A 14,518-nucleotide genomic window follows, 5' to 3' on the forward strand; every position below is an offset into this window, starting at 1 on the left:
TGTAACTTCCGTTAATTATTATGAAGATATTCTGGAAATATATTTTCCCCGGACTATATGGTTTGCTGGTGTATTACACCATACGTTTGTTGGCCGACAGCTCCAGCGGTCTGCGGTTCTGGCACCGGTCACTGGGGTTGAATACGGTTGAGGCAGCCTGCAGCGCCATCATGGGCTATGCTTTTATGTGGATATTCGATAAGTTGTTTCGCTATTTTGACGAAAAACAGCCGGTTGATTTTTCTTATAAAAGAATAGCTTCTGAACTGGGCTACGTTTTCGTGATAAATTTCCTCATCCAGAACCTGACCATGCTGCCCATGGCCGCTTTCACCGACGACGGTCTGCAGTGGTTTGATGCTGTGGATATCAATGTAATTCCGCTGTTATATGCCCTGATCTACTATGGCGTAAGGCGCAGCCATCTTTTTTTACAGGCATATGTGCAGAACAGGCTGCAATTGGAAAAAATCACAAACGATAAACTGCAGACGGAACTGAAGTTCCTTCGTGCGCAGTATCATCCGCATTTTTTATTTAATGCACTCAATACGATTTATTTCCAGATGGATGAAGATACACAGGCTGCCAAAAAAACAGTAGAGCGCTTTTCGGAATTGCTGCGTTACCAGTTATACGACCAGCAACAAACAGTAAGTATCCGCACCGAAATACAGTATCTGCAGAACTTCATCGAATTGCAAAAGATAAGATCTTCCCAAAAATTGCAATTAACCGTTGTTTTCGACAAGCAGCTGCACAACGAACAGGTATACCCCTTACTTTTTTTGCCATTGGTGGAAAACGCCTTTAAATATGTGGGCGGCAGCTTTTATATTCGTATGCAGATGAGTAGGGTGGGGAACGAGCTGTCTTTCATCGTTGAAAATGCAATACCCGATAAAACACGTTTTGCCCGTAACGGCGGTATTGGATTAGATAACCTGAAACGACGACTGGAACTATTATACCCGGGAATGCACACCCTGACCACCGAAACAAAAGAAGATAGTTTTTCAGCAGCATTAAAACTAACATTCAACTAATGGAGCATCTGACCATACAATGCGTCATTACAGACGATGAGCCTCTGGCAGGCAAAGGACTAAAGGGATACGCAGATAAAATCGGCTTCCTGGAAGTGATAGCTGTTTGTGAAGACGCCATAGAACTGAATACCATACTGAAGCAACAGCCTGTCGACCTGTTGTTCCTGGACATCGAAATGCCTTATATGACAGGCATCGAGTTCCTGAAAAGCTATCCTAACCCACCCAAAGTGATCTTTACTACAGCCTATGAACAGTATGCCATTCAAGGATTTGAACTCGATGTACTGGATTACCTGGTAAAACCGGTTTCCTTTGAACGCTTCCTCAAAGCAGCCAATAAAGCCTATGACTATTTTTCTACCCGGCAACCCGGTGAGCAACCATATATTTTTATTAAAACAGACAGCAAACTGGAAAAGGTGCTCTTCAATGATATCCTGTTTGCCGAGGCACAGGGTAACTATGTAACCTTCTATACCGCAGACCGGAAAATTATGACCCACGCTACACTGAAATCCGTACAGGAAAAACTACCACCCCGGCAGTTTTTACAGCCGCATAAATCTTACCTGGTTAACATCAACCAAATCAGCGCCATTGAAGGAAATATGCTGCATGTGGGCAAACAGGACGTGCCTATCAGTAAGTATCAGAAAGAGGAAGTGCTGGAGCGGATATTGAATAATAAGCTGTTGAAGAAGTAGTGAAACTTATGGCAGATGAAGAAAGCATTTGATAGCAGGCATCAGCTTGCCTGAGAGGAAATGAAGAGGTACCGGTGAATAGAGAGGCACGTCTTCTGGTAATTTAGAGGTATCCATGCTCAATGCGCCTGATAAGAAATCTTCTATTTGAAGTTGGTTATTGAGAAAACGTGCAAACCGGGTACTCATTGAAAAACATTTTGTGCTTGCATAGTCTCATAAGTCACTTGGAAACCGGATGAGATATGATAAAGGCTGCAAAACTAACACGTTTTATAAACCGTGGTGTTAAGCATAGGTTAAACAGATAAAATAGAAAATCTGTTAAAGGTGATAGGAACTATAATAACCTGCACCGCCATCTGATAATTATACTCAAATCCGGATTTGAGCAGCCTGGCGCTTTCGATCAGTCAGGTTTTGCTCCCGCTAAGAATTTTTTTCCCCCGAGTCACCCTTTTTTATTTCCCGCCTGTCGTATAACCGTAATTCATCTGAAACCAATCATGAAGTAATACAAAATCGACTAGAATCAAGTAGTGGGCCCACTATAACAACAAAAGACTAAACCTGACCAGCTCCTGACCACAGGGTGGAGTTAAAATAATTCTATAACAATATGAATATGGACTTTTACAGAACGTTCCGTATAGGGAACGTGTGCATGTCAACCAAATCATTTGTGAGGCCGGCATTGATGGCCAAACAGTTATTACTGGTCACCACCACAACGCTTATGCTAATCTTAACAGTTGCCGGAGTCGCCACCGCCCGGCAAAACCAGGGAAGGGCAGTATCTGCGGCCAGGGATTCATCCATCATCGTTTCAGGCAAGGTATCGGACGAAAAAGGAAATGCATTGCCTGGCGTAGTGGTAAGGGCCGCAAACAGTAAAAAGGCCGCCGTAACAGGCAGCCTGGGAGAGTTCAGCATCGCCGCTGCTCCGAACGATAAACTGGCTTTTACCTTCATCGGTTATGCAGCCGTGGTGAAGAATGTTGATGGCAGCAAACACCTGGATGTTGTCATGAAACAAGGTGCAAAAGGCTTGAACGAGGTCATTGTAACCGGTTTCCAGGAAATTGATAAAAGAAAATTTGCGGGCGCTTCTACCAGGTTGAAGGCAGAAGATATCCGGATGGATGGTACCACAGATATCAGCCGGGCGCTGGAAGGGAAGGCCGCCGGCGTAAGTATACAAAGCGTATCAGCCACTTTTGGATCCGCCCCCAAAGTACGTATCAGGGGTGTTACTTCCCTTACCGGCGAAAACAAACCTTTGTGGGTAGTGGATGGTATTGCACTGGAAGACGTAATTGATGTGTCAAACGATCAGCTGTCCAGCGGCGACCCTTCTACCTTACTGGCGTCTTCTGTGGCAGGACTGAACATGAACGACGTGGAAGATATTTACATCCTCAAAGATGCAGCGGCCACTTCCCTGTATGGAGCCAGAGCCATGAACGGCGTGGTGGTAATCAACACCAAAAAAGGCCGCTCCGGGAAAATGACCACTAACTATACCGGCAACTTCAGCACGCAGCTAAGACCCAGCTATAACAATTTTAATATCATGAATTCGGCAGAACAGATGTCTGTCGATGCAGAGATAGCCCGGAAAGGACTGTTCAACCTGGCAGATATTGGCAACAGCGCCAACAAAGGCGTATATGGCAAAATGTATGATCAGCTGCAAACGTATGATCCTGCCACTGGGAAATTCTTACTCGAAAATACACAGGCAGGGAGAAGTGCTTATTTACAACGTTACGCATTGGCGAACACCAACTGGTTTAATATCCTATTCCGCAACTCCCTGATACAGGAACATACGATCAGTCTTTCCGGCGGCTCGGAAAAAATGCAGTCTTATTTTTCTGCCGGATTCTATAACGACAATGGCTGGACGGTGGCAGATAAAGTCAAACGTTTTACGTTTAACTCCCAGAACAACTATACTTTTTCTGATAAGCTATCTGCCGGCTTAATTGCTACAGGATCTGTCAGACAGCAGGAAGCCCCCGGTACAGTGGCGCGCAGCACCGATGCTTTTTATGGAAAGATGACCAGGGACTTTGACATTAACCCATATAACTACGCACTAAATACCAGTCGCGCATTGACTGCCTATATGGAGAACGGGGACCTCGAATATTTTACACGAAACTACGCACCTTTTAATATCCTCAATGAGCTGCAAAATAATACCTTAAAGCTCTCCGTCTTGGATCTGAAATTACAAGGCAACCTGTCTTACAAGATTACCAAACATCTTAGATACGATTTCCTGGGCGCTATCAGGTATGCCAAAACCAGCCAGGAAGACCTGGTGAATGAAAATGCCAATAAGGCGCAGGCATACAGGGCAGCGGCTAATGCTGTTATTGCAAATGCCAACCGCTTCCTGTATAAGGATCCGGATAACCCCAACGCTTTCCCGCAGATTGTATTACCCGCAGGAGGGTTTTATAACAGGAACGAAAATTCACTGACCAACTATAACTTTAGGAATAGCCTGAACTATACGGAAACATTCGGCAAACATGATCTGAATGTATTGGTAGGACAGGAAGTTAAATACGCCAACAGGCAGAACGCGTTAAACACCGGGTACGGTTACCAATACGATTATGGTGGCAGCGTACTCCCCAATTACCTTGCGTTTAAACAGGCCAGTGAAGCCAACCTTCCGTATTTTGGCATGCAGCAAACGTATGATCGCTATGCTGCCTTTTATGCCACCGCCGGGTATACCTACAATAATCGCTATAATTTTACCGGAGCGGTGCGCACTGATGGTTCCAATCGTTTGGGAAAGTCGCCCTCTGCCCGTTGGTTGCCTACCTGGAGTTTGAGTGGCGCCTGGAACCTGGACCAGGAAAATTTCCTGAAAGATGCCGGGAAATTGAACATGCTTAAGCTGCGCGCCAGTTACGGACTGACGGCAGATTTAGGATCTGCTACCAATTCAGCGGCAATACTGAAAGCCCAGAATACTTACCGTCAGTATGCGCGGGTAATCGAATCAGGTATCCAGATTGTTGACCTTGAGAACGCTGATCTTACCTGGGAAAAACAATACTCACTGAACGTGGGGGTAGACGCCGCATTTTTTAATAACAGGCTCACCACAAGCATTGATCTCTACAGGAAAAAAGGGTTCGACCTGATTGCAGGAATAAAAACTTCCGGCATAGGCGGTCAGGACGTAAGAGTAGCCAATTATGCTGACCTGAGCTCAAAGGGTGCAGAAGTAACCATCGGTGCTGACATCATCCGTAGCACGGATATAGGATGGAAAACGAACCTCACCTTCGGCTACAACAAGAACGAAATTACCAACGCCAAAAATACCCCTATTATATTTGACCAGGTAAAACCGGAAGGAGGGAACAAAGAAGGCTATCCCGTAAGCAGCCTTTTCTCCCTCAACTACAAAGGCCTGGAAAATAATACAGGGATTCCATTGTTTGTAAATGAAGCGGGAGTTGTTTCCCGTAAAGTAAATTTACAGGATATAGAAACTAAATACCTGGTATATGAAGGACCGGTAGATCCGCCTGTTACAGGAGGATTCTCTAATACATTCCGCTACAAAAGTTTATCGCTGAATGTATTACTTACCTACCAGGCCGGAAATAAAATCAGGCTGAACCCTGTATTTAAATCTACTTACTCCGATCTGGATGCATTTCCCCGGGAATTCCTGGACCGCTGGTCACTATCGGGTGATCAGAAAGTAACAAACGTGCCGTCTATTCTTGATGCGCTCACCAATTACCGAATGACAGATGCTTATCCTTACAACAACTATAACTACTCTTCCGCAAGGGTGGCAGATGGAGGATTTATACGGGTTAAATATGTGGCGCTGAGTTATGTATTACCTCCCCGTATGATTAAAAATATCGGTTTAAATAACCTGTCGCTTACTGCATCGGCCAGCAATCTCTGGTTGTTGTATTCCGACAGTAAACTGAGAGGACAGGATCCGGAGTTTTTCAACGCCGGAGGTGTTGCGCAGCCGCTGCAACGTCAATTGGTGATGTCATTAAAAGTTGGTTTGTAAGGATTTCTTAAAAGAACTATTATGATGAAAAATATTATAAAAGCAGGTGTATTGATGTGTACCGGCATGGTGTTACTGACTGCGTGCAATAAATACCTGGAAGTAGACCCGGATAACAGAACCACCCTCGATACGCCCGATAAAGTGGCGCAAATGCTAACATCTGCCTACCCGGATCAGGACTATATTTGTTTTAGTGAGTCGATGTCTGATAACGCTGGAGACAGAGGACATTCCGGTAACCAGTATAGTGGTGATCTGCGTGTAAACATAAATGCCTACAAGTTCAATGACTATGCCAGTACTGACCCAGGCTCTCCGGATGTTTACTGGCAAGGTTGTTATAAGGCTATTGCCGCTGCAAACCAGGCGTTGGATGCTATCAATAAAGCAACTAACCAGACTGCCTATATTCCTTATAAAGCGGAAGCTTTGTTGGCGAGGGCTTATGCGCATTTTATGTTGGTGACTTTTTTTTCGAAAGCTTATGATGTTGCCACCGCTGCTACTGATCCCGGTATTCCTTACATGCTGGCGCCTGAAAAAACCATTAATGCAAAGTATGAAAGAAAAACAGTGAAGTATGTGTACGAAATGATTGAAAAGGATTTGACCGAAGGATTACCGTTAATCAACAACAGCGCATATAAAGTACCATCTTTCCATTTTAATAAAGCTGCCGCAAATGCTTTTGCCGCCCGGTTCTATTTGTTTAAGAAAGATTATGCCAAAGTACTGAATTATTCCAGCCAGGTTTTTCCCGGTAATAATTTCGGAGACTATCTTCGCCCGCTGAATACTACTTTCAATATCGCTACACGCGCGGAAAGAGAAGCCGCGTTTACAAGCCCTGACACAAAAGCCAACCTGCTGTTAGCTACTGCAAATTCCGTATGGGGACGAGCTTGGATCGGATATCAATATGGATTAAATGCTGCCATTTCAGGTAAAATATTTTTTTCCGGGAATATTGCCAGGGGATCGTTGGCCTATAATGTGTTTTATTTTGGATCTAACAATAATGACCAAGGCAACGAAAAATGGAAGGAGAATTTTGTTTATACCAGCGCAGATGTTGGCAACCCTTATATATATGTTCCGTTGTTTACTGCAGAAGAAGTACTGTTTAACCATGCAGAAGCAAGTGCACGAACCGGTGATTTTAGTACCGCAATGGCAGATTTGAATACCTATTACAGTACACGGGTAATTAACTATGATCCCGCTCTTAACGGCGTCACCTTAGATAAAGTAACGGCTTATTATAACAAGGCAGCAGATCCATTGGGCGCAACTGTCCAGGCAATCCTGGATGTACGCAGAAGCGAGTTTATGCAGGAAGGAATGCGATGGATGGATATCCTCAGAAATAAGCTCCCGCTTACACATATAGATGATAAAGGCGCCATTATCAATATCAGCGCAGATGATCCGAGGAAAGTGTTGCAAATTCCACAGGAGGCGCAAGCTAATGGATTGGCGCCTAATCCCAGGTAGCCAATGACGATTCATGCCTGTCTGACGATGTGGTGCGTATTGAAATAATATATACAACTGATTAAATCTTTAAGAATGAAATATTTAAAGTCATTCATATCGCTGGTAATAATTGCTTGTGTGGTTATTGCCTGTAACAAAAAGGAAACGCTGGACACCAATATTACCGGTTTGGGCGGTGATTCCTGGATACAAAGCCCCATTGATAAGTGGCTGTACGACTCTATGATAAAGCCCTATAATATAGAAATGAAATATAAATGGGATCAGTCAGAATTTGATAAGAGTTTGATCCTGGTGCCACCCACGGAGAATACCGTGATCCCGGTAACACAGGATATCATCAGTATTTGGATTACTCCGTACAACAAAACTTCCGGCGACAGTACCTTCATGAAAATAAATACACCGAAGCAGATCATGCTGTCCGGAAGTATTGCCTTGCAGAGTAACGGCAATGCCGTAGCCGGACTGGCTGAAGGTGGACTCAAAATCCTGTTGTTTGGTATTAATTCATATAGCCGTAAAGATAGCGGAAGAGTGGCTGATATGGCGCACCTGATCCACCATGAATACACGCATATCTTAAATCAAAAGAAAAATTACCCGATAGCGTTTAACAAGGTAACACCGGATGGTTATACCGGTAACTGGAGTGCTTTGCCTCCGGAGGATAACTCCTGGACACGGGGATTTGTGACCAACTACGCCCGGAAAGAACCCGGGGAAGATATTGCTGAACTGGTATCAACCATGTTGGTAATGGGGCGTGCGCGTTACGATTATACGCTTTATCACCCCTTCCCGGAATATCCCGACAGCCTTAATAATCCAACCGGCATCAGTTTATTAAGAGCAAAGGAGAAGATTGTAGTGGATTATTTCAGAGATGCCTATAACCTTGATTTCTATAGTTTGCAAACCGCCGTACAGCAACAGATCTATAATGTGTTGCATCGATAGGCAGTTAGTTTTTACACTATAAATTTTACAGAGATGATTAAATATCTGGTATATATATTATTGGTTGCGATGGTCGTTACTTCTTGTAAAAAGGATCTCCATTCATCCGTTTTTGATCAATCTGCTGACCAACGGCTGAATAAAGTCCTGGCAGATTATCAATCTATCCTGGTAGCAGCGCCATACGGCTGGGTCGCAAAGGTAGTGCCCAATCCCGAACAAAATAACAATGTGTATGCATTCTGGTTTAAGTTCAATGATAGCAACCGGGTAGTTTCCCGCTGGCAAAATCAGCCGTCTTTAAGCAGCAGTTACCGGCTTAAAGCATTACAGCAACCCGAGTTAATATTTGATACTTATACCTATCTGCACCTGTTGGCTGATCCGGAGCAAAAAGTACCCGGCGCACAACTTGGCACAGGACTGAAATCAGATTTTGAACTTGAAATTATTTCCGGCAGCGCAGACAGCTTTGTGTTAAAAGGGAAATATAACGGATCTGATATCACCATGTCACGGGCTGCAGCAAAAGATACCTCCGGCGCCATCGTTCTTCCCGGGTATCTGCTGGCGGGTAATTATAAGTCAACTTCAGTACGTACCGGGTACAAAACAACACAAGCTGCGGGAATAATCGCCAATACCTGGAAGTTCGACGACGTTAAAGCAGCCAATCCCCTGAAATTTGCAGGTACTGTGAGTATTGATTACAGCGATCTTGGCGGCTCCGGCTGGCAGTATAACATTTTTGTGAAAGACAACACAACTAAAGACGTCACCATTACTATCAATGCAGTGATGCAGAGCCAGATAAAGGAAGGCTCCTTTAAAATACTGGACCAATCTTATGACCCGGCAAGCGGGCGCATATACATAAAAACATTTTATACCAATTCCGCCGGCGCGGATCGTGTTAATGAGGAAATACTTCTCCGGCAGTAACTGCCGGAGATGCATGTGGCTTCATCATAAATCACGAATATGGTTGATAACAGAGGCGGCAGCATTACTGCTGCTGCAATTTAAATTTTCCCTGGAAGAAGCGGTTGTTGGTTATTTAATAAGGTATCCTGGCTTCAAGACCCAGGGGATGCAAGGCAGGATTGGCCTGTAAAGCCTTGGCCGGTATCTCCAGCGTATAACCCGGATCGTTTTTCCGAAGTACAAATTGTTGCAAGGGTTGAACCCGTTGATTGGTAACCGGTGTGAAGTAGTGGATCATTGCCGGACTGTTGGTTCGTCTCAGATCAAACCAGTTGTGCAATTGAAAGGCCAGTTCCTTTCTGCGCTCCGCCAGTACTTCCGAAAGCAGGGAAGGCTTACTCGTCAATGTATTTCTGATGACACTTTTCACGCGATTATTTTTTAACAGGTCAATATCAGCTTGCGCTTTACCGGTTTCACCCAGGTGTGCATTTGCTTCGGCCCTGTTAAGATAAGCTTCCGCTGTACGAAACGAGAAACAGTAAATGTTACCGGCGGTGTTGAATGTTTTTGGGATGATCGTTTTGTTGTTATCATAAAAATAACCGGCTAACCGTTGATCGGTGGCGCTGTACAATTGCAGAAGCTCCGGGGAAACGGTAAAGCCATAGCTATTTCCATCTCCAAAAATATTAAACACATCAGGATTCAAATCATTGTAGAAAGTATATATCACCTCTGGATTACTAACCCCCAAAAGACTGGAATAAAAATCAGACCTAGTATTGTTTTGATTAGTGATATCATTCAATACAGGTTTGATTTCCAGGCATTTTCCCGCAAATGTGGCAGCCAGCTCCCAATGCTGAAGATAGAGATGTATCCTTGACAGTAGCAGGTAAACTGCAGCAGCAGAATAGTGATAAATACTGCCTGATTTTCCGGATGCCTGTACATAGCTGAGGGCATTGTTGAGGTCTTCCAGTATCTGATTGTAAACAACATGTACCGGGCTTCTCGGAAGCGCGGTATTGACTAAAGCACTGCTTGTTTGCAGTGGTACACCCATGGAATCAGCATTGTTTGCAGGATCATAAGGTGTGCCCCAGATGTTTATAAGATAATAGTAAGCCAGCGCCCTGGAAAAATGTGCTTCCCCCAGTAAAAATTGTCTGGAAGAAAGATCCCCCTGGATCTCGTTTCCCTCATCAGTAATAATGTTGCAAACTTTTATAATTCTATATAATCCCAACCAGGTATTATTCAGGATAGCAGAAGGCGTATGTCTTTCATCATATTGGGCATCGTATATATTCTGCCAGGTGTAAAACGCAGAGTAAGGACCTTTTTCATCTACCGGGGGGGTAGGGCCGGCACTTTCGGTTACATCTGCTGTCATCATATCAAGGAAGTAAAGAGACAGGTCGCTGTTGGCCGACAAGTTCCTGCTCCATCCCTCACCGTTAAGCATTTCCGTATAATCTGCTACTGTTTTTGGCGTACGCAGATTATCGGCAGGTGTATCCAGGTATTTTTTACAACCACTGGAGATGCAGGTGACGGTAAGCAGGCAGATGATATATTTCAAGTGTATAATTTTCATCAATGTTAAAAATTTACGTCCATGCCAAATGTCAGAGAAGGCCGCCTGGGCATTGTTCCGGCAGGCAGTTCCGGATCCTGGCCATTCAGCTTTTTACTCGCCAGTAACAATACATCATGTACCTGTGTGTAGCAGGAGATATCTTTAAACAACTGTTTGCCGGTTTTACGTGAACGGATAGTGTGTTGCAGGGAGAGTGTGGAAAGACTTACATGGCTGCCATTAACAGTCCGGATATCGCTATTGTTATACATCTCTGATGGAAGGGTTGACATCAGGTAAAGCGGAAGTGTTCCATTAAGGTATTGCATAGTGGCAGCGTCAAAGCGATAATATTGTACGGGAGACATTGTAATGGGATCAACCAGGTAAACGCCGGATTGGTTGCCCATACGAGGTATGTCGGTTGTTTTTTCATCGCCGGGTTGCTTCCAGCGTTTCTCAATAGCGGTGGAGGTATTTTCAGCCGGGTTGGGTATAAATCCTCCGCTTCCGTAAAGGCTGATCAGCCGCTGTTTATAGCCCAGTTTTACCCGGAAGATAGCTGTAAGAACCCAGTTGCGATACCTGAGATTGGTGGAAAAACTGCCATCTATTAAAGGAAGACGACTTCCCACGGGAACAAAAACATTGGCGTAATATTCGGCCACTGTAGGCTGAACGGTGTAGTCTTTGTCATAAATTCCCCGGAAAGTAGGATACCCGTCTTTGTTGAGTCCTGTAAATTTATAGGCATACATCATATTAGGATCACTTCCCGATTTGATAATGTTTCCGTTCAGATACTGTTGCTGATTGCCTATAATGCCAGGGTCCGTGAAATTGGTTTGTAAGATACGGGTTTTGTTAAAGGAAAGATTGGTGCCCACATTCCATCGCCAGTTGTGCTGCTGAATGATCTGCCATTGAATACCAGCCTCTATACCATGGTTGACCATACCCGCGCTGTTATACATGCCGGAATTAATACCGTTTTCTTCGGCCAGGTCTATATTGGCCAGCAGGTCCCTGCTTTGTTTATGATATACTTCCACCGTTCCATATAACCGGTTGTTAAAAAAAGAAAAGTCAATGCCTGCATTAAACACATATGTTTTTTCCCAACGTAATCCGGGATTAGAGAAAGCGGTTACAGTGGCCTGATCGTCTCCGGATATCGCGTTCCGCGATGAATTGGAAATAGACAAATTAGGCGATTTTATTTCCGGGAACCCGATATTATATCCGTAAGACATGCGGAGCGCCAGCAGGTTGTCTGCATGCATACTTTTCCTTATCAGCGGCTCGTCCAGGATACTCCATTTTACAGCGGCCGCCCAGGTTCGCTGCCAGGTTTTGTTGCCATATTGAGCAAAATAATTGGCGCCATCCTGACGAACGTTAAAATTAAAAGTATACCTGTCCTTATAGGAGTATACCAGCATACCATACCAGCTGGTTTGCCGGTATCTGTTTATTATTTCTTCCGCAGGACGGATACCGGAATAAGGGAAAAAGGTTTTATACATGGGATATTGATCCGCATCAGGCGGATGCGCCACCTTTCCGCTATCCGGGTAATATCCAAGTATAAAAAGTTTGTTGATATCGTATTTTGATTGTCTTAATTCATTTCCGGCCAGCAACTGTATATAGTGAAAAGGCGCTTTGAAGTTATATTCCAGGGAATGACGGATGGTATAGTCATGTTGCCGGGTTGCTGTTTCCTGGTATTCGCCTCCGGCAGGCAGAATGATATTTCGTTTTGCAGCATCGCTGTACGACATGCCCGGGGCCAGCCCCAGCCGGTATTTGGCGGCAATATAGCTGGTTTGCCCGCCGGCATAACTGCTGTTTTGTGATCCTGACGTTCCCAGCCCGTATAGCCCGTGAAGTTTAAAGGAGCGAAGAAATGTCCAGTCTGCATGAACAACTGCTTTGTAGGTGTTCACCCATGTTTGGGTATGGCTGTTCTCCATTTCTGAAACAATGTTGGATAGTGCCAGCTGGGACGTATCCATTACGTAATTGGGCAGCGACCAGTTAGGGGCAAAGGGTGAGGCACTGTAATACATCCGCTGTTGCCCCTCGGTATAGGGCAAACTCCTGGAGGTATTGTAAGCATATTGGTAAGGATTGATCTGATAAGGATAGGTACCGGCTTGCCGGGCGCCGGATAACTTGATCCCTGCCTGCAATCCCGGGATAGGATGATAGGTGAGGCCGAGCATCCCGGAATATTGCCTGGCTTCTGTGAAGATGGCCGGCCCTTTCTGACTGGCATAGCCCATAGATAAATAATACGCAGTTTTGCGCCCTCCTCCGTTTACGGATAAATGATAGTTTTGCGTAACGCCGTTATTGAACAGGATATCAAACCAGTCTGTATTCATGGATCCATACCCAGCCTGCAGTTCCGTTAGTTTTTCTTTACTCATAGTCCCGTTAAGAAAACGGGTATAATCCCGCTCAAATCCCGGGGGAAGAATACCATTTGAAAAAGGTAATTTTTCATCTATGATTTCTTTTGATAATGCCATCTTCTGGGAAGCATTCATGCGGTTCAATTGACGATAGCCTGGCCGGAAGATAATATTGGTCATTTGCGAAAAGGTAACCTCCGGTGCCTTATGCAACGTCCCGTTACGGGTAGTAACCAGGATTACACCGTTACCGCTGTTTACGCCGTATAATGCCGTTGCCGCTGCATCCTTCAGGATGTCTATTTGTTTGATGTCTTTTGGATTCAGGCCTATGACCGGACTGGTCATCAGGTTCACGTCGTCCAGTGAATTTACATTTGCAGCATCCAGCTTCACCGGGGGATTGCTGATGATGCCATCAATCACCCACAACGGTTCCCGGTTCCCCAATAGCGTGGCTGTTCCACGTAGCCTTATTTTAGGCGCTGCTCCCGGATTGGTACTGTTTATATTGATAGACAACCCAGGTACTTTGCTTTGCAACATGTTGTCTACCGAGAGCTGATCATTGCGATCCAGGCTGCTGGCCAATATGTTGGTTACTGATGCGGCGGAATATTTTTGTTTAACTTTTGAATACCCGTTTACCACTACCTCGTTAATCGAAGTGAGCGCAGGCTGCAGGGAGATTGACAGGAACGCAGCGCCGTTAACGGATACCTGCTTCGTTTGCATGCCCATATAGTATACCTGTAATGTTGCGTGCAACGGCACGCTAAGATGGAATATACCGGTAGTATCAGTGCTTGTGCAGTTGTTGCTTCCCTTTTCAATGACAGTGGCTTGTGGCAAAGGTGTTCCATTTACGTCTGATATCCGGCCGGTAATCTCGCCTGCCGTTAGCGCATTATCTTTATTATTGGTTGGTACAATAGCGATAATACCATTTGTATGAACAATGCTCAGTCCCCGGTCTTTTAACAGGAGTTGCAGTATGTTGTCAACAGTTTCATTGTCCACTTGCAGACTTACGGCGGGAAGCTTTTTAATTTCCTCTGTGTTGTAAAAAAAAGTAGCGCCGGTTTTTTCAGTGATCAGCGCTAAAATGTTGATGACATGTTTATGCTTTACATGAATTGAAATGCGCGGGGATTGGGCATTGGCAGTCAATGCAAATAAACAGATGAGAAAACAAAATGAACATTTCAGGTATGTTGGCAGGGACAGATGTAACCAGCCCTTCAAAAAACAATTGGATGGGTGCATCAAATTTATGCGATAATGATGGATAACAAAAGAACGCG

At 44.6% G+C, this 14,518-nt stretch carries 8 protein-coding genes; 6 read left to right on the top strand and 2 right to left on the bottom strand.

Annotated features, from left to right (window positions below; all coding sequences use genetic code 11):
- The first annotated feature begins 20 nt into the window (after window positions 1–20).
- From KE626_RS29105 to KE626_RS29130, 6 genes are all read left to right on the top strand, one after another.
- Window positions 21–1,046, top strand: a complete 1,026-nt coding sequence (locus KE626_RS29105) for a sensor histidine kinase (RefSeq protein ID WP_211976589.1) — start codon at window positions 21–23, stop codon at window positions 1,044–1,046.
- Window positions 1,046–1,756 carry a LytR/AlgR family response regulator transcription factor gene (locus tag KE626_RS29110; RefSeq protein ID WP_249207775.1) on the top strand — a complete coding sequence of 237 codons (711 nt, stop codon included), beginning with the start codon at window positions 1,046–1,048 and terminating at the stop codon, window positions 1,754–1,756. The genes KE626_RS29105 and KE626_RS29110 overlap by 1 nt, the downstream gene beginning before the upstream one ends.
- 619 nt (window positions 1,757–2,375) lie before the next feature.
- Window positions 2,376–5,825 carry a SusC/RagA family TonB-linked outer membrane protein gene (locus KE626_RS29115; protein ID WP_249207778.1) on the top strand — a complete coding sequence of 1,150 codons (3,450 nt, stop codon included), beginning with the start codon at window positions 2,376–2,378 and terminating at the stop codon, window positions 5,823–5,825.
- Window positions 5,826–5,846: 21 nt separating this feature from the next.
- The gene (locus tag KE626_RS29120) at window positions 5,847–7,322 is read left to right on the top strand and encodes a RagB/SusD family nutrient uptake outer membrane protein (RefSeq protein ID WP_249207780.1); all 1,476 of its coding nucleotides are present in this window, start codon (window positions 5,847–5,849) and stop codon (window positions 7,320–7,322) included.
- Between the two features lie 75 nt (window positions 7,323–7,397).
- Entirely contained in the window at window positions 7,398–8,285 is an 888-nt protein-coding gene (locus tag KE626_RS29125) for a substrate import-associated zinc metallohydrolase lipoprotein (RefSeq protein WP_211976590.1), read from the top strand.
- A gap of 33 nt (window positions 8,286–8,318) precedes the next feature.
- Window positions 8,319–9,227: a DUF4302 domain-containing protein gene (locus KE626_RS29130; RefSeq protein WP_211976591.1), complete on the top strand. Its 909-nt coding sequence runs from the start codon at window positions 8,319–8,321 to the stop codon at window positions 9,225–9,227.
- A gap of 115 nt (window positions 9,228–9,342) precedes the next feature.
- On the opposite strand, the gene KE626_RS29135 is transcribed toward KE626_RS29130, so the two are convergent.
- The gene (locus KE626_RS29135) at window positions 9,343–10,812 is read right to left on the bottom strand and encodes a RagB/SusD family nutrient uptake outer membrane protein (protein WP_211976592.1); all 1,470 of its coding nucleotides are present in this window, start codon (window positions 10,810–10,812) and stop codon (window positions 9,343–9,345) included.
- A gap of 5 nt (window positions 10,813–10,817) precedes the next feature.
- Window positions 10,818–14,384, bottom strand: coding sequence for a SusC/RagA family TonB-linked outer membrane protein (locus KE626_RS29140; RefSeq protein ID WP_211976593.1), 3,567 nt, complete (start codon window positions 14,382–14,384; stop codon window positions 10,818–10,820).
- Between the last annotated feature and the right edge of the window lie 134 nt (window positions 14,385–14,518).

The organism is Chitinophaga hostae, assembly GCF_018224885.1.
In the GTDB taxonomy this organism is placed as follows: Bacteria; Bacteroidota; Bacteroidia; order Chitinophagales; family Chitinophagaceae; genus Chitinophaga; species Chitinophaga hostae.

Excerpts from the sequence above, each read along its gene's own strand:
- KE626_RS29105 (WP_211976589.1), top strand. The coding sequence starts at position 21 with ATGAAGATATTCTGGAAATATATTTTCCCCGGACTATATGGTTTGCTG.
- KE626_RS29110 (WP_249207775.1), top strand. The coding sequence starts at position 1,046 with ATGGAGCATCTGACCATACAATGCGTCATTACAGACGATGAGCCTCTG.
- KE626_RS29115 (WP_249207778.1), top strand. The coding sequence starts at position 2,376 with ATGAATATGGACTTTTACAGAACGTTCCGTATAGGGAACGTGTGCATG.
- KE626_RS29120 (WP_249207780.1), top strand. The coding sequence starts at position 5,847 with ATGATGAAAAATATTATAAAAGCAGGTGTATTGATGTGTACCGGCATG.
- KE626_RS29125 (WP_211976590.1), top strand. The coding sequence starts at position 7,398 with ATGAAATATTTAAAGTCATTCATATCGCTGGTAATAATTGCTTGTGTG.
- KE626_RS29130 (WP_211976591.1), top strand. The coding sequence starts at position 8,319 with ATGATTAAATATCTGGTATATATATTATTGGTTGCGATGGTCGTTACT.
- KE626_RS29135 (WP_211976592.1), bottom strand. The coding sequence starts at position 10,812 with ATGAAAATTATACACTTGAAATATATCATCTGCCTGCTTACCGTCACC.